Genomic DNA, 24983 nt, shown 5'->3' with positions numbered 1-24983 from the left:
ATCGATATTGAAAGTGTTGACCCATCTAAAGACCTCTCTATGAGAGAAGTATATGGACTGGATCCAGCAATGGCAAAGTAACTTAATAAACAAAATGGAGTGGCTCCGTTAGTCCGGACTGGCGGCTCTGCCGCACCGTAATATTCATTTTTTGAAAAAGTGATTAAAAAACTATTGACATTTTGTTACTGGAAAGACCGCCAAGTCCATCCTGATCAGTGTAGGTGTCCGGCTGGCAGCCTTCAATCTGCCGCAGATCGCCAAGCTGACCAATACTGATGAACTGGATCTTTCCAGCATGGGAGAAAGAAAAGTTGCCTTTACTCTGCACGGTAAATTGACTTTGGAAAACAAGTATTATATACTCTGGTTAGCCTTTGCTAACTTTACCATAATCTTAGTAATCCGGGAGATGATTTAATGAAAGAGCGAAATGAGATTGACCCTGCACTGTTCAGCACAGGGACGCATATTCTTGAAAAGAGTGATAATGGAACAAAATATCAAATTGAATGCGATACGCCCAATGGAACTATGCAATGTATTCATTTATTTCCTGGAATTGATTTAGCATATACATCCTTTCAGGCGTTTTCTTGTTTTTCAAGAAACAAAGCAATGCCTCATATTTTAGAAATTGCATATTGCAGTGCAGGAAGGTATGAATGTGAATATAAGCGGGATTACTTTACATATCTGGGGGAAGGTGATATTGCAATTAGTGTCCTTAGTCCTCATAGAGAACCACCTACATTTCCTACCGGATTGTATGATGGTGTCGCTTTGATTGTAGATATGAGTGTTACCGGAAGTCAATTCAATGATATCATAGAAGGAATTTCTATTGATTTATCTGAATTGACTTCGAGATTTTGTACGGATCGCTGTTGCACAGTTGTAAAAGCTCCTCCTGAATTGAATCATGTATTTCAAGAAGTTTGTGAGGAAAAAAACAAAAAACGATTAGGTTACTTACGATTAAAGGCATTAGAGATTTTCTTCCTATTGTCTGAAATGCTTCCGCAAGAGAATTTAGAAGTGTCCGTTTATTATTCAGGCAGTACAATCCGAAAAATAAAAGAATTGAAGCAAGAACTGATGGATTCTTTAGATACAAGATATTCATTGGCTGAATGGGCAGCTTGTTATGGATTAAGTTTGACAACAATGAAAGATTGCTTTAAAGCAATCTATGGAAAACCTATATATGCTTTTCAAAAGGAATACAAAATTCAAATGGCGGCACAGTTATTACTTACAACTCAATTATCTATATCTGAAATTGCAGGAAAAATAGGCTATTCAAATCCAAACAAATTTTCATCTGCTTTCAGGTCTATTATTGGGATGTCTCCGAGAGAGTATCGCAGCGCTAAAAAGTAATTGGCTTTTTGGATAGGTTTTGACTTCTAGGAGTGGTTTCCTTTCGGAAAATACAGTATTATGGGCGGTGTGGTTAGATAGTTCTAATCACACCGCCTATTTATTTACGAAAGGAGGAATTTGGTAATGAGCAAAGCAACGAGACGTTTTATTATAAATAAACTGGGAGAATTGGTAATTTCTCTTTTGATTGTAACTATTCTTTCGTTTTTACTTGTTCGTCTCTCACCCATTGATCCAGCAGAAGCGTATGCCAGGCGCTCTATGGCCGCATTTAGTTTTACAGATGAACAAATGGAAGCTCTGCGAGAAAAAATGGGACTTAATGATTCCTTGCCTGTGCAGTATGTGAAATGGGTTCGGGATGCATTTCACTTAGACTTCGGTAAATCTTTTGTAAGCGGTCAATCAGTATTTGAAAAGGTTACGACAGCCATTGGTATAACTGTGACAATCGTTATAATTTCGGCTATTATTCAAGCAATTTTTATTTTGCTGATAGGATGCCTTTGTTATTTGATGAGAAAGCAAATAATTGGTCGTGCATTGATTTTTTTGTGCATAGCCGGAGTTTCTATTCCTTCGTTTTTCTTTGCTAGTACTTATATTGACATCTTTGCTGTTAAACTCGGTGTAACATCGGTAGTGGGAAATACAGGATTTATGCGCTATTTCCCCGCAGCAGTCTGCATTGCAATCGGATGCATTGCATTGTTTTCTCCTATGTTGGCAAACAATATCAAAAAAGAGATGGAACAGGATAGTGCCTTTTATGCTCGTTGTCGCGTCTTATCTGAGGGGAAGATTCTGTTCCGCTATGCACTCCCCAGCGCAGTAGCAACACTTCTCCCCAATTTCTGTCAGATGCTCGGACTTTGTATGACCGGCTCTGCGATTGTAGAGCGCGTGTTCTCATTACCAGGACTTGGTTATTTGATTATCGACAGCGTGTTGTATCGGGATTCACCAGTTATCCACGCAACAATTCTGTTTTTTGCGTTTTCGCTGGTAATGTTCAATATCCTTTCGGATATATTACGGCGGATTTTGCAACGGGATGCGTCTGCGAGAGAGGGGGCCAGACTATGAGCCGGACAAAACATATTCTCTCGTATTCAATTCCGATTGTAATATTGCTATTTTTCTTGTTCGGATCGTTCTTTGCACCCCACGATCCGACGGCCACAAATATTCGGGGTAAATATCTATCCAGCAGCGCAGAATATCCGTTTGGTACAGACGATTTTGGCCGTTGTGAGTTTTCACGCATTCTCGAAGGCGGGAAAATAACTTTAGGCATTGTGTTGGTCGGATCAGCTATTGTCATTTTGCTTGGTATCTTCTTTGGCATCTTGCTGGCAAAGACGGGACGCCGCAGAAATATTCTTGCAGAAAGTATTTTGAACGCAGTTACAGCAATTCCGCCTGTGGCTTACCTGATTATCTTTATTGGTATTTGGGGGAATAGTATCCCCACCATGTTAGTGGCACTGACGGCATCGCTGGTTCTTCGGATGATTAAGTTGGTTAAAACTTTGATTGAGTGTGAGTACGACAAAGCATACATCATGTGCGCGATTGCCTGCGGTGCAAGCAAAACGCGGATTATGCTGGTACATATCCTTCCCAATATTATTCGTGACGTTGTGCAATTTATTTGCCTTTCCTGTGCAGAAATGATTATTGCGATTTCCGGTTTCTCATTCATCGGTCTTTCTCTGGGTGATGATGTAATTGATTGGGGAGTTATGCTTTCCGATGCGAGGGCATTGGCTGGAACTCTTCCGCAGTTGCTCTTTTACCCGATCTTCTTTATTTTTATCAGCTCCCTCTGTTTCAACTACTTAGGGAGGCTTTTGGAAAAGGAGGGGGCCTGATGCTTGAGATTAAAAATCTGACTGTGAAAGTAAAAAATAACACACCGATTTTAACCGATGTCTCATTATCTATTGATGAAGGGACTTGTATTGGACTGACTGGGGCTAGTGGCTCTGGAAAAACAACTTTGATTAAATCCATTATGGGTATGAACAGTGGTGATCTGGAGATCACACAGGGGCAAATTCTCCTGGATGGAGATAATTTGCTGATACATGGTGCGAAAGAGCGTCGAGCACTCTGCGGGAAGACGATTGGATTTATTCCACAAAACCCAATGACAGCGTTTTTTCCACACGCAAAGATGGAACGTCAGATTATTGAAACGCTCCGTATGCACACTGGTTTGGACAAAAAGCAGGCCTATGCACTTGCGGAAAATGTGTTGCGACAGGTTAATCTGACCGATACCAAGCGAGTGCTGAGTGCATATCCTGGAGAGTTATCCGGTGGTATGCTTCAGCGTATTGCTATGGCGCTGATTTTGGGGACGAAGCCTAAATATGTTCTGGCAGACGAGCCGACCAGTGCTCTTGATGAAGCAAATCGGGATTTACTGCTGGAGTTACTGAGAAAATATCAAAAGACAGCAGCTATTTTGTTCATCTCCCATGATACTGAGGCAATGAAAGCCCTATGCCCTATCTCTCATGTGATGGAATGTGGCAAAATTATTGAAACGCAGGCAACTGAGCAGCTATTCATTCACCCGCAACAGCCATGGACTAAGCGCTTTGCCGAAGCTGCTTGCCACCGAGAGGAGGTGAATTGGAAATGGACCGCATTGAATTAGATAACCTCACCAGAACCTACTATGATGCGCAGGGGGAGACATTTTGTGCATTGGATCACGCCTCTCTGATATGGGAGCATGGTCATAGCATCGCCATTATGGGAGAAAGCGGAAGCGGAAAAAGCACTTTGGCTCGAGTGATGATTGGATTGGAACGCCCCTCTGAAGGACGTATCCTTATCAATGGCGTAGATGCCACAAAATGGAGCCTGCGAGAATGGAGAAAGTATCGTGGCAAGATTCAAGCGGTATTCCAGGATGCTGGTGGAACCCTAAATCCATCATGGAGTACATCCCAAAATGTAGAGGAAGCCCTTGTAAACCTGACGGATTTTTCCTCATCACAGCGGAAAAAACGTATTGCTGAATTGATGGAACAAACAGGTTTATCTCAAAGTTTACTTGATACTCCGGTTCGAAGACTGTCTGGCGGGGAACAGCGGCGGCTTGCGTTGCTGCGCTCCCTATCTATATCACCGGAATTTCTAATTCTGGACGAAGTAACCGCAGGTCTTGACTTGATTTCAACAGAAGCGGTTCTTCAACTTTTGGAGAAATATGAACAGGAACATGACTGTGCCTATTTAGTCATTACTCATGACCAGCAGATCGCCTCGCGGCTCTGCGAGATTATTTATGAGATCGAACACGGCAAAATTACTAAAAAAGCCGTTCGATAAATATAAAATCACAGAAAGGAACAAACCAAGATGAAACGAACCAAACGTGTTTTAGGCCTCGCTCTTGCCGCTGTTATGTGTATGGGGATGCTTGCTAACAGCGACACCACTTATGCTGCAAGCGGAACAGAAACGAGTGAAAAAGTCTTAAACATCGCCACGATTGGCGAAACAACAACCCTTTCACCCCTCTATATGATTGCGGATAACCGCCCCACTCAGAAGCTACTCTATGAGGGCTTGGTGAAATATGTGGATGGGGAAATCAAACCGGTATTGGCGGAAGATTGGAAACTGAGCGAGGATGGTACGCAGCTTACCTTTTACTTGCGGAAAGGTGTAACCTTCCATGACGGAGAACCTTTTAACGCAGAGGCAGCGATTGCCAATATTGAGTCCTGGCATGTCAATCCGTCTTTTACATCGCTGCCCGGTGTTGTCAATTATACCAATATTGAAGCGGTGGATGAATACACCATCCGTCTGACCTATGATACACCGTACTTTGCATACATCAACGATTTTTGCTGGCCGGATGTATGCACTATGATTTCTCCTAAACAGATTACGCAGGGGGACTTCCAGACAGTCAACGGATATGCTGGTACCGGACCTTATATCTATGACGAGTATGTAGCAGGACAGTACACCACTTTTGTTCGTAATGAGAATTATTGGGGTGAGCAGCCCTATTACGACAAGATCGTTGCAAAGTATATCCCGGATAACGCCTCCCGTGTACAGGCATTGAAAACTGGTGAAATTGATTTAATCTATGGCTCCGCTGAATTGAGTTATGAGGACTATAACCAGGCGACTGCTATTGATGGAATTGAGGGGAAATTTGCTCCGTCTGGTTCCACGGTTCGTAATATCATTCTGAATTTCAATGGAAATCTGTCTGATCTGAGTGTACGACAAGCTTTGGCGTATGCTATCGACAAAGAGGCGATTTCTGAAGGCCTGACCTATGACTATGAACCTGTGGCGAATACGATTGTTCCTGATGGCACGCCTTACTCAGATATTTGCGGTACAGAGGATTATACCTATAACGTAGATCGTGCTAATCAGCTTCTTGATGAGGCAGGATGGATCATGAATCAGTCCACTGGCATCCGGGAAAAGGATGGAACACCGCTTCATGTGGTCTTTACCTGCCCTACTGATGACAGTACCATCGGTTCCATTGCCACGTTGTTCCAGAGCCAGCTTGCAGAAGTTGGCATTGAAGTAGAGATTAAGAGCATGGAAAAGATGGAGTGGTATGCAAGTTACATGAACCCTGCAGGATGGGATATTACCGCAATGACTGCTGGTTTCTTCAATTATGCAATGCCACAGTGCTGGTTCTCTGCAATGATGGCTCAGATGCCAGAGGATGTTTCCATCCCACTGTTAGATAATTCTGATGAGTTTATTTCCGCATTGAGCGAGTTTAAGACCTGCAACGATGATGCCCGGTTGAAGGAACTGTTTGAACTGCTCATCAATACCGATCTCGATCAGGTATTGGATGTTCCTTTGACCCATCAGATGGATATGATTGTCTACAACACGGACAAGATCGCAGATTATAACTTTGCTTCGGATTATGCTTTCCTGGATGTGACACAGATCACTCCGGCAGAATAACACAGTTTGACGATGCGGGGTGGTCGGGAGGTACCGGCTACCCCGTATTGCTTTTATGGAGGTGAGAGATGATGAAACAAACACCATCGCCAGTCAAGCGGTTATGGGAGCTGACTGGAACACATCGCAGAGCCTATATGCTCTCTATCATCTTGGCTATCCTGAGCGTGGCCTGTGGGATGATTCCATACTTCGCCATCGCTTATATCATGCTCTGTCTGATTGATGGCGTGACTGCCTTAAACACTTATGCGCTGTGGTGCGGCGTAATATTGCTTGGTTTCACACTGAAACTGTTTTTTTCTACTCTTTCAACAACCGTATCTCATACAGCGACATTCCAGACCTTGAAAGAGATCCGTATTAAAATTGCTGACAAACTCTCACGGGTGCCAATGGGTTACATTATGGATCAATCCTCTGGCCGGTTCAAGGATGTCATCGTTGATCGGGTAGAGAGCATGGAGCCAATCCTCGCACATCTGGTTCCGGAAATGACATCGAATCTGTTCGTCCCGCTGTGCATTATTGTATATCTGTTTGTTTTAGACTGGCACATGGCACTGGCTTCTCTTGTGACTCTGCCCATTGGTTTTCTGTGCTACATGGGAATGTCACGGGGGTATAGTGAACGCTTTTCCGGCCTGATGAAACGGGTTCAAAAAATGAACGCAACCATTATCGAGTATGTAGGTGGCATTGAGGTTATTAAAGCATTTAATCAGTCGGCTAACTCTTATCAAAAGTATTCTGATGCAGTAAATGATGATGCCAGTTATGCGGTCGATTGGATGAAGGACACGCAGTTGTTTATGTCCATGAGCAATGCTATCTGGCCCAGTGTTTGGCTGGTGGTTCTTCCCATTGGTGCCGTTCTGTATCAACATGGAACCTTGTCTGCCCCGGTCTTTCTGACCATTATGATTTTGTCCCTGGGCATTGTTGGTCCGATTTTGGGAGCAATTAAATTTACTGACAATATTTCGCAGCTTGGCACGATTGTCGGAGAAGTGGGAAATCTGTTGGATGCACCGGAAATGGTGCGGCCGGATCATGATGCTGATATTCACAATCAGTCTATTCAATTCCAGGATGTTTCCTTTTCTTATGACCTGAATGACTCGAAGCCGATATTGGATCATATCAATTTGACAATACAACCTGGAACAATGACGGCTTTAGTTGGGCCTTCCGGTTCAGGCAAATCAACGATTACTAAATTGATTACCGGCTTTTGGGAGGCAACATCCGGCACTATTTCTCTTGGCGGGGTGGATTTGAAAAATATTCCCCTGTCGCAGCTTTCCTCGTATGTGTCCTATGTATCGCAGGATAATTACCTCTTTGATGAAAGTATCCGTGAAAACATTCGTATGGGGAGGTTGTCGGCTACCGATCAAGAAGTGGAAGATGTTGCCCGAAAGTGTGGCTGCCATGACTTCATCATGGACCTGGAGCATGGGTATGACACGATTGTGGGCGGTGCAGGCGGCCACTTATCGGGTGGTGAGCGACAGCGAATTGCCATTGCCAGAGCTATGTTGAAAGATGCTCCTATTATTATCTTCGACGAGGCAACAGCCTACCTTGACCCTGAGAATGAAAGCCTGATTCAAGAAGCTATTTCTAAATTGGTACAGGGCAAAACGCTGATTATGGTCGCTCATCGACTCTATACGGTGACAGGTGCGGATCAGCTTGTGGTGGTGAATCAGGGGCGAATCGAGGCAACCGGCACGTATGAGGAACTTCTGAAAAAATGCCCGATCTATAAAGAAATGTGGAAGGCTCATATTGGGAGCCGCGATGAAGGAGGTGCAACAGCATGATTACTGCCTTAAAGAAAATATATGCTTTTTCTGGCCACTGGAAAGGGGTTTTGAAAAAGTCAGTGGTGTTCAGCTTGCTGCACTCAATCTTTGATATGTTTCAGATCGGCGCTCTTTTTCTGATCCTCAACGGATTGATGGAAGGAATCAAAGGGCAGGATATTTTGTTCGCGTTTCTGCTTCTTTTGGCAGGAGTGATTGGAAAAATCGTTTGTAGTTATATTTCAGACTTTTCTCAAACAAGAGTTGGCTATTTTATGTGCGCGGATAAGCGCATCCATATAGGCGACAGGATGAAGTATATGCCGATGGGCTACTTTAACAGTCATAGTTTGGGGAATCTGACCTCTACCGTCACCACAACAATCAGCGATGTAGAGAATAATGCGCCATCAGTTCTGATTACAGTGATCCACGGTTTTATCCATGTAACGGTCATTTCCATTGTGATGTTTTTCTTCGACTGGAGGATTGGTCTGCTGGCTTACTTGGGGATTGCGCTGTTTTTGCTCTGTAACTCCGTACTTCAAAAGAAATCACAGGAAGTATCTCCTAAACGGCAGGCGGCACAGGAGGATTTGGTAGGCGCCACACTGGAATATATCCAGGGTATGGGCATTGTAAAGTCTTTCAATCTCGGTGGCAAATCAAACCAGAAAATGAAACAGGCCATTGAGGAAAGCCGCGCACGCAATACCAAACTGGAAACTGTTTTTGGACCTTACGGAATGGTACAACTGTTTGTTTTGCGATTGGCGAGTGTGGCAATCATGTTTTGCTCTATCCTGTTCTATTTGCAAGGCAGCATGACGTTGGTGTACTGCTTGCTGATGTGTGTTGCCTCTTTCTTGATTTTCAGTGAACTGGAGGCGGCGGGGGGAAAGTCCTTTGCCCTTCGGTTAATAGAAAGTTCCATCGACAAGGTGAACGCTATTGACGATACTCCAGTAATGGATTTGTCCGGCAAAGATATTGCTCCGAAAGATACCACGATTGAATTACAGAATGTTGGCTTTTCTTATGGCGATCACCGAATTTTGAACCATGTCAATCTGACGATCCCGGCCAAAACCACTACGGCGATAGTCGGTCCATCTGGCTCCGGTAAAACGACATTGTGCAGCTTGATTACTCGTTTTTGGGATGTAGATGAAGGGTGCATTAAACTGGGCGGCACTGACATACGGGAATATAAGCTGGATAGCTTGCTCTCTAATATCAGCATGGTCTTTCAGAATGTTTTTCTCTTTGCGGATAGCATCGAGAACAATATCAAGTTTGGTAAACCGGATGCCACTCATGAAGAAGTTGTCCGAGCAGCAAAGAGTGCGTGTTGCCATGATTTTATCATGGCACTGCCAAACGGTTATGATACTGTCATTGGCGAGAGTGGTGCTACTTTATCTGGCGGCGAAAAGCAACGTATTTCGATTGCGCGGGCTATCTTGAAGGATACCCCTATCATAATTCTGGATGAAGCAACAAGCAGTGTAGACCCGGAAAACGAGGCAGAACTCCAGCAGGCCATTGAGAAGCTGACAGAGGATAAAACGGTTATTATTATTGCTCATCGGTTGAAAACGGTCCGAAATGCACAGCAGATTGTTGTTATTGCGAATGGCGGAATTGCCCAACGCGGTACACATCAAGAGTTGATGACACAGCCTGGAATTTATGCCGATTTCGTAAATATTAGAGAAAAAGCAGTTAATTGGAAAATATCCAGCAGTAAGATACAGCAATAAAAAGAAACAATGCGTTTTCTTTACTGGTACGAATGGCATGGGAGAAAGAAATGAAGAACAAACGACATACCACCACATCCGGTGAAGATTACTTAGAGTCCGTGCTTATACTTCAAAAGAAACTCGGTATGGTGCGTTCCGTGGATGTTGCCCGTTACATGGAAGTTTCAAAACCCAGCGTATGTTACGCAGTAGGAACTTTACGAGAGGTGCTGAATACGGAAATCCGCCCGAAAGAAAAGCCATCCTGGGACGGACTGGAAAAGTGGCTGGCAAAAATTGGAAAAAACCTGCCGTAAAAGAAACAAGTAAAAATACAGACAGCTCTGATAAGGTGAAAGGGACTGCCTGTAAAAACTATCTTAAAAAATGACGAAAGATATAATTTAAGTTTATGAAAGTGCAGCCATTTGGCATTTTGCAGTTCATACGACAATTTCGGAAAAAAGTCAATACTTTCCTTTTTTTGTTTTCATGGTATGATAGACTGCAATGGGGAAAATTAAGGGGCAGCCAAAAGAGGAAGTGGAGGTTTGCCAAAGTGGAAAAACAGATCATAACAGCAGAACGGTACAAAGTATCAGAGGAGTATTACGTGGATGTCCGGGAGGAGGTCGCAGGAACCGGGGAACGGGATTACTGGCTTTGCAGCAGAAGCAGGGATGGAAAGATATTCATGTATACGAAGAGGTACAGGGGACAGAGACAGGAAGAAGCATTTCTGTCAGATCAGGTTCCAACGTATATCGGGCGTTATGAAGCAGCATTGAAGTAGAAAAAGACAGTCATGTACAAAAATGTTCATAGAATGGAGAACACTGATGAAATTTCGTGGAAGAATGAAGAATACGATTAGTGAATTTGAATTTTTAGAGCAGAGTTTAGATGAAAAAGAGGCAGAAGCATATTATGTAAAATGGATGCGGAAATACAGGGAGCATTTCAAGACGGACTGCGAAGTAAAAACGATTATTATGGCGAACAGATCAATCAGAGCCAGAAGAGAAATCATAACGTCAGCAATACTGTTTGAAGAAGCAAAGGCAACTCATGCTAGTGGATGTGTTTCGGCAACCTATTTTTTGACTTATTATTCTTTATTTCATGCCATGTGGTCAGTATTATTTCTCAATAGTGATGTAGATAATAATATTCATACAGTTACACACGAAAAATTAAAGAATTTGTTTTGTGATTATTATACACGTAACAATTTCTTTGATATTAATATGAAAGAGTACATCTTAAATCTGAGAGATATGCGGGAATTTTTTTCCTATAATGTACCGTTCAATATGATCGGAGATCCCATTGACTTTCAGATGTTAGAGTTGATTTTGTTAAAATGTTTCCAGCTTACGAATCTGCATAACTGTATGCTTGTTGAATGTACCGGCTTTATTAATACTACGGAAAATAATATATGGCAGATTGAGACATATTTTGAAATGTTTAACGAAAGAAGAAAGAATGACGGAAAGAAAGTCGAAGATCCTGCTGAACATAATCAGTTAAGGGAAATGTTTAAATATGGAGTCAGAATCACTAATTATGAAGTAGAATTTGGACACGACTGGGATGAGATGGGATATACTTATTGTCTAGGGGATAAATTTGATGAAGAAGCAGTAGAAAAAATACAGGGAAAGGCATTGAGTTTGGTATATAAGGCAATTGCATATGTATAATATCCTGCGGGAAAACTTATTATAATAGGAAGAAACAGTAATATTGATACGAAAAGATAAGAAAATATTTGAAGGATGATTTATAGCAGCCATGTACAGAATTGTATGTGGCTGTTATATTGCATACAGTATATGTGAATATGAACAGGGGGGATTTTTATTCATAACTATGAAGAAATGACAAGAGAAGAACTGGTTCAATTATGCAGGAATAAAGATGTGATGATTGAAACCTGCATTCAGTCTCTGAAAGATAAAAATAAGAAAATGCTTTGCAAAAAAGATATTATGGATATTTATCATTGCGAAAGTGATAAAGCATTAAGGATTCTGAAACTCATGTTTCAGATGGGATATGGTAATAAAATAGGAAAGGAATATTATGTATCGTCCGAATCTCAGGAAGAGTTTATAAAGAACATTGTCGGGAAAGAAGTATTCATATAACATTTGGCAATGTTTGATAGGATTATAGATATCACTTTTTAATATCACTTTTGGCCGATACACTATTTACAAATGTGAAAAAAACCAGTAAAATACAGGCATAGGGGTAAAGAAGTAAATCAATTGTGTAAGATCGTAAACTACAATAAATAATCCGAATCCTTGAGAATATTATAGGTTTATCTAAGTTAGCGTAGAAGAAGATACCACAAATCAGGTGAAAAGCCGGTTTGTGGTATTTTTTGTTTTATTTTGAAATATATCGCAAGAGGTTTTATAATAATGCCAGTACAGTTATTTACTGGGCGGTGTACCAGATAATTGTTCAGAAAAATTACAGGCAGGAGATAAAATGAAAACTGAAAAAACGAAAGAAATGGATATGCTAAGTGGAGAATTGGCAGGAAAACTGATTCTGTTTTCTCTGCCTTTGGCATGCAGCAGCATTTTACAACAGTTGTTTAATTCAGCAGATGTGGCAGTTGTAGGAAGATTTGCAGGAGATACGGCACTGGCAGCAGTAGGAAGCTGTGTGGCGCTGGTGGGTATTTTCGTGAATCTGATTGTGGGACTTTCTGTTGGACCAAACGCAGTACTGGCGAATCTGATTGGACAGAAGAAGAGAGAGCGTATCAATCCTATGATTCATACGATTCTGACATTTGGATTGATTTTGGGAATATTGCTGATGGTGATTGGGATGCTGGTATCAAGGAGTGTGCTGGAATTGTCTGGAACCCCGGATAGTGTGTTACAGGTGGCTTTACTGTATATCAGAATCTATTTTCTGAGTCTGCCGTGTATGTTGGTATATAATTTTGGCGCAGCAGTACTACGAAGTTTTGGTGATACAAGACGTCCTATGTATTACCTGATCGTTTCAGGAATAATCAATGTGATCCTGAATCTGATACTTGTGATCGTTTTTCAGCTTGGAGTTGCCGGGGTAGCAATTGCTACTGTGATATCCAATATTGTCAGTGCAGTAATGGTTCTGACTTATCTTTATCACAGGGAAGATGAATTTCAGTTTCGTTTTCATAAAATGAAAATAGAGAAAAAAGATCTGAAAAAGATTCTGATGATTGGAATTCCAGCCGGTATACAGGGGGCTATATTTTCAATATCTAATGTATTTATTCAAAGCGGAATCAACAGTTTCGGAGAAGCTGCGATTGCAGGATCATCTCTTGCTCTAAATTTTGAATATTTCACGTATGATATTGCTTCAGCTTTTGCTCAGGCGGCAGTAACTTTTACCAGTCAGAATTATGGAGCAGGCAACATAAAAAGATGTAAGAAAATTTTCTGGCTTTGTATGTTATTTGGTATGGGATTTACAGAGATACTGAGTGTGGTATTTATCCTGTGGGATAAATTTTTTGTAGGAATTTATACGACAAGTGCATCGGTGGCTGCATTTGGAATTATCAGAATGAGACATGTATGTTCACTGGAGGGACTTACAGCTACTTATGAGGTGGAGAGTGCAGCAATGCGTGGAATGGGAAAATCTCTGGAACCGTCTATTGTTACGATTCTTGGAACAGTTGTTTTTCGTATGATCTGGATGGTTACAGTATTCAGGATGTTCCCAACATATGAGATGTTGATGAATGTCTACGTTGCATCCTGGATTTTTACCGGAGGTACAATTTTTGTGATATATCGTTTACATATGAAAAAGTTGGAACAACAAAATATATAGCTGTGGGTGCACTATGCACGAATCCTGATTTTATTCATACCATAATAGTGAAAAAACATCAGGAGTTTCTATGAGATCAACATGTCGTAACAATCAACCTGTTCAGATGTGCCATTCTGATCCATTGGCTTCTTTTCCGATCGCCATGGCATATGTTCCGTGGCAGTCTTTTCATACGATCTATGATTTCCGCGAAGGTTTATCCAGAGGCACCATTTTCCCGGAACTAGATAAACCGTTCTGTGGACGGAGAGGAGGCTGCGCATGAATCAGTATGCTTCCTTCGAATCTATGACACAGACACAACTGATGAATTGTATTAACGAAGTTAGTTTTGCACTGGATGACCTCTTATTGTACCTGGATACCCATCCTTATGATTGTAAGGCGCTACAGTATGCAGAGCAGTTTACCCGACAGAGGAATGCCGCCGTGGCAGTATATTCCAGAAGATTTGAACCACTGACCATTGACAGCATGGAAGTCTCACAAGACAGTTCATGGAACTGGATTCTTCAGCCATGGCCATGGGAAATCACAGGGAAAGGGGGATGTTGTTCATGTGGAACTATGAAAAGAGACTGCAATACCCGATAAAGATTACGACTCCAAATGCAAAGATCGCAACCTTTATCATGAGTCAGTATGGAGGCCCAGATGGTGAAATCGGAGCATCCATGCGATATCTTTCACAAAGGTTTACGATGTCAGACCGAAGAGTATGTGGTTTGCTGACAGATATTGGAACTGAAGAACTTGCGCATCTGGAAATGGTTTCAACCATTGTTCATCAGTTGACCCGTAATCTTTCTATGGAAGAAATCGAAAAATCCGGATTTGGACCATATTATATTGACCATACGGTAGCTGTATGGCCGCAGGCTGCGGGAGGTGTTCCATTTAATGCCTGTGAATTTCAGTCTAAGGGAGATCCGATTACTGATCTTCATGAAGATATGGCAGCAGAACAGAAGGCTCGAAGCACATACGATAATATCCTGCGTGTAGTTGGAAACATACCGGAAATAGCAGATCCGATACGTTTCCTGCGTGCAAGAGAAGTGGTTCATTACCAGAGATTCGGTGAAGCTTTGCGCATGATTCAGGATGACTTGGATTCCAGAAACTTCTATGGATACAATCCGGCATTTGACGAACCTGTGACCTGTCTTCCGAATAGCAGTAACTGTAAACAGCAGTAATCAGAACATGTGATAATGGGATAAATAGGAGGATCAAAAGACCGGTTCCTACTTACAGGGGAACCGGTTTTACCATCAAGCATAAAATAATAATGTGAATTTTTAGTAGAAAGATGAGGAAAGAACATGGATCTGAACTATATCATGGGATATATTAATCCTCTGATTTTGGGAATTTGTCTGCTGGTTGGGTACGTGCTCAAAACCGCTTTTCGTCGTTTTCCAAACCGCTATATTCCACTGGCAGCCCTGACTCTGGGAACAGGAATTTCAATTATTATGAATTATCCCAATGCGATCTCAGCGGAAAGCATTCTGGGTGGGATGATCAGCGGTTTGGCTTCTACGGGATTTTATGAAATGCTTCGCAATTTCCTGCACAAAGAGTGCAAAAAAAATTCAGAAGGAGAATCTTGATATGGCTATTACAGCGCAGCAGGCAATAGATGTGTTTAGAAGCTGGCTTGGTATGAGCCGCAAAAAAGGAACGCATAAGCCTATCGTAGATATTTACAACAGTTATCTTCCACAGCCCAGAGGGTACCGTCTGACTTATACAGATGATTATTGCGATGGAGCGGTATCAGCTGTTTTTATAAAGTTAAATGCCGTAGATCTGATCGGTGGAATTGAATGCGGGGTAGAGGAACATGTCAGCAAATTCCGCAAAAAAGGAATCTGGAAAGAAGATGGCCGAATCGTTCCACAGCCGGGGGATATTATTGTATACAGTTGGCGTAAAAGTACACAGCCCAATAATGCATATAGTGATCATATTGGGATGATAGAAATTGTTGATAAGAAGAACCGAACCATGACAGTAATAGAAGGAAACACTCAAGGCGGTATTGTTGGCAGAAGAATCGTTCCATTTGGATGGGGATACATCAGGGGATTTGCGCTTCCACATTACAGTAAAAAAGAAGCAGATTCCAAAATACCGGAAATAAGTGAAAACAATGAGTTATCGGCAGAGGATGCTCTGTTCTATGATGAAAAAACAGAAGGAACATACGAAACCATCACAGATCTGTGGATGCGAACCGGAGCCGGAAAGGAAAAAACTGGAATCATAGTAGTTCCTGCCGGGAAAAAAATACATTGTGATGGTTATTACAATGAAACGCCAGAACAGATCAAATGGCTTTATGTAGTATATGAGGACCTAAAAGGATATTGTTCCACACGGTATCTGAAAGTGTCAGATTAAATATATACAGTGTAAAAAAGGGATTACGAATACCTTTTTTATACAGGAAATATAGGGAGGGTTTTTGAAAAAAACTTGCATAAACACGGGTCTGATGTTATCCTTATAAAAGTGATGAATAAAAGATAGAAGAGTGAAAAAGAGAGATGAAGGGGCGTTCAATGGCGAAAAAAAAGCGCGGGATAAAGAAAAATGTTCGTCAGGTTTTTCAATATTATGATTATAATCTTCTGGTCAGTGTTATTTTGCTGACCTGTTTTGGACTGATTATGCTGTATAGTTCCAGTGCATATTCCGCTCAGATTAAGTTCAGAGATGACATGTATTACTTTACCAAGCAGGCGGCAATCAGTGCTTTTTGCCTGGTCGCAGTGATTGTAGGATCTCAGATCGATTATCATATACTGACTAGGAATTTTGCAGGATGGTTATACCTGATTGCCAATATACTATTATTTCTGACAAAGTTTATCGGAACAGAACTGAATGGTGCCAAGAGATGGATTTATTTCGGACCGGTATCCTTTCAGCCGGCAGAGATGGCAAAGGTTGCAATTATCTTGTTTTTACCCACATTGATTGTGAAAATGGGGAAGAATATGCGGACATGGCCGGCATTTTTTACAGTATTGATTGCAGGAGGAGTGACCTCTTTCCTGACTTATGTATTTACGGATAATTTAAGTACAGCCATTATTATTGCAGGTATCACCGTTGGCCTGCTGTTTATTGTATTCCCGGATAGCAGACCTTTTGTGGCTGGCGTGATTCTGGTTGCAGTTGTGGCGATTGCAGTAGTCTGGTATGTAAAGGGAAGCGTGACCAGTGACAGTTTCCGTCTGAGGCGAGTTCAGGTATGGCTGAATCCTGAGGCTAATTCCAGTGTAGGCGGTTATCAGGTAATGCAGGGACTGTATGCAATTGGTTCTGGTGGCTTTTTTGGTAAAGGCCTGGGAAACAGTCTGCAGAAGCTGGATTATGTACCGGAAGCCCAGAATGATATGATTTTTACGATTATCTGTGAAGAACTGGGACTGTTCGGGGCAATTATGCTGACAATATTGTTTGCATTTATGCTGTACAGGCTGTTCTTTATTGCACAGAATGCACCGGATTTACTGGGTTCCCTGATTGCGTCTGGTATTTTTATTCACATTGCATTACAGGTAGTATTGAATATTGCGGTTGTTACCAATGTCATTCCTACTACAGGTATTACGTTACCGTTTATCAGTTACGGAGGAACATCCATTGTGTTTTTGATGGCAGAAATGGCATTGGCGCTCAGTGTGTCGAAGCGAATCCGCTTTAAGGATCAGGAAGCCTGATCTGCATAGTCTGTAACAATCAGTTCCTCATAAGGAACACGTTCAGTCAGTTCACCGGCAGATTCCAGAATATCCTGGAGAGTGGTGAAGTGATCCTGGTCAAAAATTAAAGATGGCTTCCAAGTATCCTGAGAGTGATAGCGGTCTACGATCTTCGTGATGGTATCCAGATCACTTTCAGCGAACTGAGGGGCAATCACCGAAGCAGTTTCTTCCGGGGTGTGGGTTAAGACATAATCCACACCCTTTTGTAATGCATTGGTGAATTTCTGGACAACATCAGAATGTGCATCCAGATAGCTGGATTTGCAACAGTAGGAGGTATATGGTACATAACCGGAATCCACACCAAGGGAAGCTACCACATATCCGGCACCTTCTTTTTCCAGGGCAGTGGCAGACGGTTCGAATTCGACCGTAAAGTCCCCCAGTCCACTGGTAAAGGCGGCACCGGTAGAACCAAAATCAATGCTCTGGTCAATGGTCAGATCTGTAGCTGGATCCAAACCATTATTTTTCAGGATATATTCAAATACCATTTCAGGCATGCCGCCTTTTCGTCCACCAAGTACGGTATGATCTTTCAGATCACTCCATTTAAAATCAGATATTGGCTCTCTGGCAATTAAGAAATTCCCGGCGCGCTGAGTAAGCTGGGCAAAATTCAGAATTGTATCGGCGGCGCCTTCATTATAGGCATAAATCGTAGATTCACATCCCATCAATCCGATTTCCGCAGAATCAGAGAGGAGTGCAGCCATGACTTTATCTGCACCAAAAGCAGTTGTAATAGTCACATCCAGTCCTTCGTCGATAAAATATCCCTGTTCGTAAGCAACGTACTGTGGGGCATAAAAGATCGAATGTGCTACCTCACTCAATGTAACCGATTCCAGTTCCGATGTATCGGCTGCCAGAGTGCTGACTGGTGTAAGAGACGAGAACAGCAGACCGGTAGTAAGGAAAAATACAGAAAGACGTTTCTTCATAGATAAAAACTCCAAAAACATGATCAGATTACTATATGCGGGAACACGGACAAATGTGTGGAATTTCCAGATATCAGTTCGGAGTACAGTGGGATTCTCGAATTGCAGTCGGGTTGAATCTGTGGTATACTATATCCGGTTCGTGATAATTACCACAGAAAGGAATGAAATACCATGTTAAAAAAAGAAGATACCACATATATTCATAAAAATAAAGGAGTATGTTCTTCCGCTGTAACCTTTGAAGTAGAGGATAATAAACTGAAAAATGTGAACTTCATCGGTGGATGCAGTGGAAATACTGCAGGAATTGGACGGCTGGTAGAAGGTATGGATGTAACAGATGTAATGCATCGCCTGGAAGGAACCAAGTGCGGAATGCGTCCGACATCCTGTCCGGATCAGCTGGCACAGGCACTGAAAGAATACCTGGAACAGGCATAACCGGAAGAGAATTTAATAAGATTATTTTCAGAATCCCATACAGGCGAGATGATAGAAGAAACTCCTGTATGGGAGTTTATTTTCTTTCACATATTCACGCTTTAAAACAGGAAAGTGGTTGATTAAAAGAATGGGAGTATGGTATACTAAGAAAAGTGAAGAAAGGAAGGATGACATGAGAGATGTTTTAGATATTCATACCCATACACTGGTAAGTGGTCATGCATATAACACTATCATGGAGATGGTGCAGGCAGCATCAGAAAAAGGTCTGGAACTGCTTGGTATTACCGATCACGCGCCTGAGATGCCGGGAGGACCTCATCTGTTTTACTTCAACAATCTGAAGATTATGCCAAGAGAGATAAACGGTATGCCGGTGCTGTTTGGAACAGAAGTGAATATCATGGATTACGACGGAAAACTGGACTTGCCAAAGTCTACGCTAAAGCAGATGGATGTGGTAATTGCCAGTCTTCATACACCGTGTATTAAGCCTGGAAGTGTGCAGGAGAATACCAAGGCACTGGTAGCAGCACTGAAGAATCCTTATGTGAACATCATAGGACATCCGGATGACGGAAGATATCCGGTAGATATGGAACAGATTGTTGCGACAGCAAAGGAAGAACATAAGCTTTTGGAACTGAACAATCATTCACTGGATCCGTCCGGAACAAGAGTTGGTGCAGAGGAGAATGATATTCTCATGTTAAAATACTGCATGGAATATCAGCAGCCGGTGATTATGGGAAGTGATGCACACTGCATCTGGGATATCCGGAATCACGATCTGGCAGTTAGTTTAATCGAAAAAGTGGGATTTCCGGAGGAACTGGTGGTGAACCGTTCCAAAGAAGAATTCCTGACTTATATCAGAAAACAGACCATGTAAAGGGAGGAACGAACATGAGCAAGACAGTTCATACAGAGGCGGTAAAGCATTTATTTGAAGCTGTGTTACAACTGGAAAATGTAGAAGAATGTTATCAGTTTTTTGAGGATGTGTGTACGATCAATGAATTGTTATCACTGTCCCAGCGCTTTGAGGTTGCAAAGATGCTGACAGAAAACAAAACCTATCTGGAAATTGCAGAACAGACAGGTGCATCTACTGCAACCATAAGCAGGGTAAATCGGTCACTCAATTACGGAAATGACGGATATCAGATGGTATTCAGTCGGATGGAAAAGAATCAATAATGGATTCGATCAGCTGCTTTTTCATGTAAACGTCGAAGCTGAGCAGGCAGATAAAAGAGAACATGGTGAGAAATTCCCTGTCTTTTTCACCTGCATCAGCAAAAGACTTACTGGCAGTATCATATTTTTCCATCAGATCTTTTTTTAAGTTTTCCACCTGTTCTTTTTCCATACCAAAGACTTCATTATAGAGATCTTCCATATTCAGACCTTCATTCTTCTGGAAGTACTTATCTGCCAGAGGAGTCAGCAAAGCCTGAATGTCCGAAATGGACAGGAAGCTTTTGAAATAGTAAATAAAAATCAGCATTAAAACATGCTCTTTGGAATATTTCTTTTTGTTTGGAGAAGGAAGCAGGTGATTTTTTGCGTAATTATTGATCATGGTCTTCGTCAGAACCTTATCATCCGGATAACGCTTGGATGATGCCATCTGAGAATCCATGAAAGTAGTTACCTGATCCATATATAATTCGATGTTAGGAATATCGGCTGTTTTGATGTGATCAATTGCTGATATATTATCAAGAATGCTTTTTATCATATCATGTGTGTCAAGTTTCATAATGTAACGCCTCCTGACTAGATTATACAGTTTTTAAAACTACGTGACAAGTTTTTTTTGAAGAAAGGATAAAAATGAGCAACTACGATTCATTAAATGACTGTCAGAGACAGGCGGTATTTCATACAGAGGGACCACTTTTACTGCTGGCAGGGGCAGGATCCGGAAAGACCAGAGTGCTGACTCACAGGATTGCATATCTGATAGAAGAAAAAGAAGTGAATCCATGGAATATTCTGGCAATTACCTTCACCAACAAGGCAGCAGGAGAGATGAGGGAACGTGTGGATCAGATTGTGGGATTTGGTTCTGACGGCGTATGGGTATCCACATTCCATTCTATGTGTGTGCGAATTCTGAGAAGATTTGCAGACCGTTTGGGTTATGGCACGAATTTTACTATATATGACGGTGATGACCAGAAGACTCTTATGAAAGATATCTGCAAACGTCTGGAGATTGACACGAAGGTTTATAAAGAAAAGATGTTTCTCGCAGCCATTTCTCACCAGAAGGATGAACTAAGAGGACCGATAGAGTATGAGACGCAGGTATTCGGTGATTTTACTAAACGAAAGATCTGTGATGTATACAAAGAATACCAGGCAACCTTAAAAAGAAACAATGCCATGGATTTTGACGATCTGATCGTGAAGACTGTGGAACTGTTCCGTACCTGTCCGGACGTGTTGGAATACTATCAGGATCGTTTTCGTTATATCATGGTGGATGAATATCAGGATACAAACACGGCGCAGTTCAAGCTGGTGAGTATCCTGGCAGATAAATATCGGAATCTCTGCGTAGTCGGTGATGATGACCAGTCGATTTATAAGTTCCGTGGGGCAAATATCGAAAATATTCTGAATTTTGAGAAGGACTTTGAAGATGCCACAGTCATCAAACTGGAACAAAATTACCGTTCTACACAGAACATTCTGGATGCTGCAAACGGAGTCATCAGCCATAATATCGGCCGAAAAGAAAAGGCTTTGTGGACAGAAAATGAGCGTGGAGAACAGATCACGGTCAGGCAGTGCATGACATCTTTTGAAGAAGCAGATTATGTGACAGCGGATATCCGCAGAAGAAAAAACAAGGGAGAATTCGATTATAAGGATTGTGCAATTCTATATCGTACCAATGCCCAGTCACGTCTGTTTGAGGAAAAACTGCTGATGGCGAATATCCCATATAAGCTGGTTGGTGGTATTAACTTTTATGCACGAAAAGAAATCAAGGATCTGCTGTGTTATTTAAAGACAGTAGACAATGCCAAAGATGATCTGGCAGTACGTCGTATTATTAATATCCCCAAAAGAGGAATCGGTGCGGCATCTCTGGCGAAGGTACAGAATTATGCGGTAGACCGGGACATCAGTTTTTATGATGCGTTAAAAGATGCCGCCAATATTGTTTCTCTGGGAAGGGCAGTAGCCAAGATCGAACCATTTGTGACCTTTATTCAGACACTGCGCAGTCAGGCAGAATTCTATAGTGTCCATGAACTGCTTCAGTCAATTATTGATATGACTGGATATGTGACAGAACTGCAGGCAGAAGGAACTGATGAGGCAAAGGCACGCATTGAGAATATAGACGAACTGATTTCCAAGATCGTTACCTATGAAGAATCCACCAAAGAACCTTCCTTAAGTGGCTTCCTGGAGGAAGTAGCACTGGTAGCAGATATTGATGATCAGGACGAGGATTCCAATCATGTAGTGCTGATGACTTTGCATAGCGCCAAGGGACTGGAATTCCCGAATGTCTATCTGACTGGGCTGGAAGAAGGCGTTTTTCCTGGATATGCCAGCATCAATGCAGATGATCCGGATGAATTGGAAGAAGAGAGACGTCTCTGCTACGTTGGTATCACCCGCGCCATGAAGCGACTGACCATCACCTGTGCCAAGCAGAGAATGGTAAGAGGAGAGACGCAGTATTATCCGATTTCCAGATTCATAAGAGAGATTCCGATCCGTCTGGTACAGACAGGAAGAGAGCAGGTGAAAACAGAGCAGCCGGCGAAGAAGATGCCAGATGTCCACAGTCCATATATGCAGGCGAAGAAAGCATTTAAGAGCAAGGCATTTGACCCGAACCAGTTCAGGGTGAAAAAAGCAGACAGTCTGGATTATACAGTAGGTGATCAGGTGCGCCACATTAAGTTTGGCGTTGGAACTGTGGAAAACATCATAGACGGAGGTAAGGACTATGAGGTAACCGTCAATTTTGAAAAGGTCGGTGTGAAAAAAATGTTTGCAGCATTTGCAAAACTCAAGAAAGTATAAATTTATATGGTAAAAAATACATAATAGTGATATACTAGAGAAAATAAGGATTGAAGTAGTTGCGCAGATCCTGTTTGTGTCTAATAAGGGGATGGGCAGATACGATTCAAGAAAGAAAGGAAGAGCCGATATGAATAGAATTGAGGATTTATTAGCATTAATGCAGAAAAAAGAAGAGGAAAAACACAAAAATGCGATTCTTTGGGTTCTGGCAGTAATCGGTGCTGTAACAGCGGTTGCAGGTATTGCATATGCAGTATACAGATATTTAACTCCTGATTATCTGGAAGATTTCGAAGATGATTTTGAAGATGATTTTGATGATTATTTTGAAGATGAGGATTTAGAAGACGAAAAAGAGACAGAAGAAAAAGCAGCAGAAGATAAAGAAGAAGAGATTTTTGTAGACGAGTCAAAAGATACAAAGACAGAAGAATAATCGAAAAAGAGATAAGGCAGATGCCACACGGCACCTGCCTTTTATAAGTTAGACAGGAGTGTGCACATGAAAAAAGGACAGATAGTAGAAGGAATCGTAAAAGAAATACAGTTTCCAAATAAGGGAATGGTAGAGGTTGAAGGGGAAGAACGGAAGGTGATCGTAAAAAATGTCCTTCCAGGACAGAAGGTAAAGGCTTCTGTGAACAAGATTCGAAAGGGAAAAGCAGAAGGACGTCTCCTGGAAGTCCTGGAGAAGTCACAGGAAGAGATCGAAAGTGCATGTCCACATTTTCATGACTGTGGTGGATGTACCTACCAGAATCTTCCATATGAGAAGCAGCTGGAGCTGAAGGCCAACCAGGTGAAGGTACTTCTGGATCCAGTGTGTGAATCCTATGAATTTGAAGGGATAAAAGCAAGTCCATGTCAGTTTGGATACCGCAATAAGATGGAATTTTCCTTTGGGGATGAATATAAGGAGGGACCACTGGCACTAGGAATGCATAAACGTGGCAGCTTTTATGATATTGTGACAGTAAAGGATTGCCAGATCGTAGACGGAGATTTCCGTAAGATTCTGGAAGCAGTGCTGGAATTTTATCAGCAGCAGGGCGCAAAATACTATCATAAGCTGAGCCATCAGGGGTATCTGCGTCATCTGTTGGTGAGAAAGGCAGTGAAGACTGAGGAGATTCTGATTGATCTGGTGACAACGACTCAGACAGAATTCTGTGGTGGGGAAGAAACTACTCAGTTGACGGAATTGTCTGCACTACTTCAGAGTCTGGATCTGAAAGGAAAGATTGCGGGAATTCTTCATACTCAGAATGACAAGCTTGCAGATGTGGTGCAGAACGATCATACCGATATACTTTTTGGACAGGATTACTTTTTCGAGGAGTTACTGGGATTGAAATTCCGTATTTCACCGTTCTCTTTTTTCCAGACCAATTCACTTGGGGCAGAGGTATTGTATGATACCGCAAGAAGCTATGTGGGAGAGACAAAAGATAAAACCATTTTCGATCTGTATTCCGGAACCGGAACCATTGCACAGATGCTGGCACCGGTGGCAAAGCATGTGATCGGTATCGAGATCGTAGAAGAAGCTGTGGAGGCAGCAAAGGAAAATGCAAAATTAAATGGATTGGATAACTGTACGTTCATCGCAGGTGATGTGTTAAAAGCTATCGATCTGGTAGAGGAAAAACCAGACTTCATCGTACTGGATCCACCAAGAGATGGTATTCATCCAAAGGCGTTGGAAAAAATCATCCATTTCGGAGTAGAGCAGATGGTGTACATCTCCTGCAAGCCAACTTCACTGGCCAGAGACTTGGAGATTTTGCAGGCACATGGGTATATGCCAGAGAAGGTATGCTGCGTAGACATGTTCCCTGGAACGGTGCATGTTGAGACTATTTGCAAACTTTGCCGTAAATAAGCTGTTTTCAAGGCTTCAAGGTGGCGAGTTCAGTCTATTTGCCACCGATTTGCCACCCACAGAAATAAAATTGATGA

The 24983-nt window shown here is 42.0% G+C and carries 26 protein-coding genes and 1 pseudogene; 25 read left to right on the top strand and 2 right to left on the bottom strand.

The genetic code is table 11. The annotated features are described in order from the left end of the window. Nucleotides 1-420: 420 nt before the first annotated feature. The 19 genes and pseudogenes from H8716_RS16170 to H8716_RS16080 all read left to right on the top strand — a co-directional run bounded on the left by H8716_RS16170 (nt 421) and on the right by H8716_RS16080 (nt 17526). Nucleotides 421-1383 carry a helix-turn-helix domain-containing protein gene (locus H8716_RS16170; protein ID WP_249310024.1) on the top strand — a complete coding sequence of 321 codons (963 nt, stop codon included), beginning with the start codon at nt 421-423 and terminating at the stop codon, nt 1381-1383. 126 nt (nt 1384-1509) lie between these two features. After that, nucleotides 1510-2472: an ABC transporter permease gene (locus H8716_RS16165; protein ID WP_249310022.1), complete on the top strand. Its 963-nt coding sequence runs from the start codon at nt 1510-1512 to the stop codon at nt 2470-2472. Continuing rightward, nucleotides 2469-3260: an ABC transporter permease gene (locus H8716_RS16160; RefSeq protein ID WP_249310020.1), complete on the top strand. Its 792-nt coding sequence runs from the start codon at nt 2469-2471 to the stop codon at nt 3258-3260. The genes H8716_RS16165 and H8716_RS16160 overlap by 4 nt, the downstream gene beginning before the upstream one ends. After that, entirely contained in the window at nt 3260-4054 is a 795-nt protein-coding gene (locus H8716_RS16155; protein WP_249310019.1) for an ATP-binding cassette domain-containing protein, read from the top strand. Before H8716_RS16160 ends, H8716_RS16155 begins: the two co-directional genes overlap by 1 nt. After that, nucleotides 4036-4734 carry an ATP-binding cassette domain-containing protein gene (locus tag H8716_RS16150; protein ID WP_249310018.1) on the top strand — a complete coding sequence of 233 codons (699 nt, stop codon included), beginning with the start codon at nt 4036-4038 and terminating at the stop codon, nt 4732-4734. The genes H8716_RS16155 and H8716_RS16150 overlap by 19 nt, the downstream gene beginning before the upstream one ends. A gap of 30 nt (nt 4735-4764) precedes the next feature. Next, nucleotides 4765-6369 carry an ABC transporter substrate-binding protein gene (locus tag H8716_RS16145; RefSeq protein WP_249310017.1) on the top strand — a complete coding sequence of 535 codons (1605 nt, stop codon included), beginning with the start codon at nt 4765-4767 and terminating at the stop codon, nt 6367-6369. Between the two features lie 68 nt (nt 6370-6437). Then, nucleotides 6438-8198: an ABC transporter ATP-binding protein gene (locus H8716_RS16140; RefSeq protein ID WP_330606663.1), complete on the top strand. Its 1761-nt coding sequence runs from the start codon at nt 6438-6440 to the stop codon at nt 8196-8198. Next, a complete protein-coding gene (locus H8716_RS16135; RefSeq protein ID WP_249310016.1) occupies nt 8195-9943 on the top strand; it encodes an ABC transporter ATP-binding protein in 1749 nt (582 codons plus the stop codon). The genes H8716_RS16140 and H8716_RS16135 overlap by 4 nt, the downstream gene beginning before the upstream one ends. A 50-nt stretch (nt 9944-9993) precedes the next feature. Next, nucleotides 9994-10152, top strand: a pseudogene (locus H8716_RS16130) (hypothetical protein); the annotation flags it as partial. A gap of 332 nt (nt 10153-10484) precedes the next feature. After that, the gene (locus H8716_RS16125) at nt 10485-10718 is read left to right on the top strand and encodes a hypothetical protein (protein ID WP_249310015.1); all 234 of its coding nucleotides are present in this window, start codon (nt 10485-10487) and stop codon (nt 10716-10718) included. A 46-nt stretch (nt 10719-10764) separates the two neighbouring features. Further along, nucleotides 10765-11631 (top strand): hypothetical protein, encoded by an 867-nt coding sequence (locus H8716_RS16120; RefSeq protein WP_249310014.1) that lies wholly within the window; start codon nt 10765-10767, stop codon nt 11629-11631. 177 nt (nt 11632-11808) lie between these two features. Next, nucleotides 11809-12078, top strand: coding sequence for a hypothetical protein (locus H8716_RS16115; protein WP_249310013.1), 270 nt, complete (start codon nt 11809-11811; stop codon nt 12076-12078). A 352-nt stretch (nt 12079-12430) separates the two neighbouring features. Then, nucleotides 12431-13786 carry an MATE family efflux transporter gene (locus H8716_RS16110; protein ID WP_249310012.1) on the top strand — a complete coding sequence of 452 codons (1356 nt, stop codon included), beginning with the start codon at nt 12431-12433 and terminating at the stop codon, nt 13784-13786. Between the two features lie 70 nt (nt 13787-13856). Then, nucleotides 13857-14054: a spore coat associated protein CotJA gene (locus tag H8716_RS16105; RefSeq protein ID WP_249310011.1), complete on the top strand. Its 198-nt coding sequence runs from the start codon at nt 13857-13859 to the stop codon at nt 14052-14054. Further along, nucleotides 14051-14383 (top strand): spore coat protein CotJB, encoded by a 333-nt coding sequence (locus H8716_RS16100; protein WP_249310010.1) that lies wholly within the window; start codon nt 14051-14053, stop codon nt 14381-14383. The genes H8716_RS16105 and H8716_RS16100 overlap by 4 nt, the downstream gene beginning before the upstream one ends. Further along, nucleotides 14347-14988 (top strand): manganese catalase family protein, encoded by a 642-nt coding sequence (locus H8716_RS16095; RefSeq protein WP_249310009.1) that lies wholly within the window; start codon nt 14347-14349, stop codon nt 14986-14988. The genes H8716_RS16100 and H8716_RS16095 overlap by 37 nt, the downstream gene beginning before the upstream one ends. 126 nt (nt 14989-15114) lie before the next feature. Continuing rightward, a complete protein-coding gene (locus tag H8716_RS16090) occupies nt 15115-15405 on the top strand; it encodes a phage holin family protein (RefSeq protein ID WP_249310008.1) in 291 nt (96 codons plus the stop codon). Nucleotide 15406: 1 nt separating this feature from the next. Then, the gene (locus tag H8716_RS16085; RefSeq protein ID WP_249310007.1) at nt 15407-16198 is read left to right on the top strand and encodes a CHAP domain-containing protein; all 792 of its coding nucleotides are present in this window, start codon (nt 15407-15409) and stop codon (nt 16196-16198) included. A gap of 161 nt (nt 16199-16359) precedes the next feature. After that, nucleotides 16360-17526: an FtsW/RodA/SpoVE family cell cycle protein gene (locus H8716_RS16080; protein ID WP_249310006.1), complete on the top strand. Its 1167-nt coding sequence runs from the start codon at nt 16360-16362 to the stop codon at nt 17524-17526. On the opposite strand, the gene H8716_RS16075 is transcribed toward H8716_RS16080, so the two are convergent. Beyond that, nucleotides 17514-18515 carry an ABC transporter substrate-binding protein gene (locus tag H8716_RS16075; protein ID WP_249310005.1) on the bottom strand — a complete coding sequence of 334 codons (1002 nt, stop codon included), beginning with the start codon at nt 18513-18515 and terminating at the stop codon, nt 17514-17516. The genes H8716_RS16080 and H8716_RS16075 overlap by 13 nt on opposite strands. Nucleotides 18516-18689: 174 nt before the next feature. On the opposite strand from H8716_RS16075, the gene H8716_RS16070 reads away from it, so the two are divergent. From H8716_RS16070 to H8716_RS16060, 3 genes are all read left to right on the top strand, one after another. Then, nucleotides 18690-18959 carry a TIGR03905 family TSCPD domain-containing protein gene (locus H8716_RS16070; RefSeq protein WP_249310004.1) on the top strand — a complete coding sequence of 90 codons (270 nt, stop codon included), beginning with the start codon at nt 18690-18692 and terminating at the stop codon, nt 18957-18959. Between the two features lie 175 nt (nt 18960-19134). Beyond that, nucleotides 19135-19854 carry a phosphatase gene (locus H8716_RS16065; RefSeq protein ID WP_249310003.1) on the top strand — a complete coding sequence of 240 codons (720 nt, stop codon included), beginning with the start codon at nt 19135-19137 and terminating at the stop codon, nt 19852-19854. A 14-nt stretch (nt 19855-19868) separates the two neighbouring features. After that, nucleotides 19869-20162, top strand: coding sequence for a YerC/YecD family TrpR-related protein (locus H8716_RS16060; RefSeq protein WP_117449085.1), 294 nt, complete (start codon nt 19869-19871; stop codon nt 20160-20162). Here the strand turns inward: H8716_RS16060 and H8716_RS16055 are convergent. Then, on the bottom strand, nt 20137-20727 hold the full coding sequence (locus H8716_RS16055; protein WP_249310002.1) for a DUF1836 domain-containing protein: 591 nt from the start codon (nt 20725-20727) through the stop codon (nt 20137-20139). The genes H8716_RS16060 and H8716_RS16055 overlap by 26 nt on opposite strands. 74 nt (nt 20728-20801) lie before the next feature. Here H8716_RS16055 and pcrA point away from each other — a divergent pair, with 74 nt between their 5' ends. The 3 genes from pcrA (at nt 20802) to rlmD (ending at nt 24906) form a co-directional block, all read left to right on the top strand. Next, nucleotides 20802-23021: a DNA helicase PcrA gene (pcrA, locus tag H8716_RS16050; RefSeq protein ID WP_249310001.1), complete on the top strand. Its 2220-nt coding sequence runs from the start codon at nt 20802-20804 to the stop codon at nt 23019-23021. A 130-nt stretch (nt 23022-23151) separates the two neighbouring features. Next, nucleotides 23152-23460, top strand: coding sequence for a hypothetical protein (locus tag H8716_RS16045; protein WP_249310000.1), 309 nt, complete (start codon nt 23152-23154; stop codon nt 23458-23460). 66 nt (nt 23461-23526) lie between these two features. Then, nucleotides 23527-24906 (top strand): 23S rRNA (uracil(1939)-C(5))-methyltransferase RlmD, encoded by a 1380-nt coding sequence (rlmD, locus tag H8716_RS16040; RefSeq protein WP_249309999.1) that lies wholly within the window; start codon nt 23527-23529, stop codon nt 24904-24906. The last annotated feature ends 77 nt before the right edge of the window (nt 24907-24983 follow it).

It is taken from the genome of Jingyaoa shaoxingensis (assembly GCF_014385005.1).
In the GTDB taxonomy this organism is placed as follows: domain Bacteria; phylum Bacillota; class Clostridia; order Lachnospirales; family Lachnospiraceae; genus Marvinbryantia; species Marvinbryantia shaoxingensis.
The sequence above is the reverse complement of the archived record's forward strand: the minus strand, read 5'-3'. Positions and strand labels throughout refer to the sequence as shown.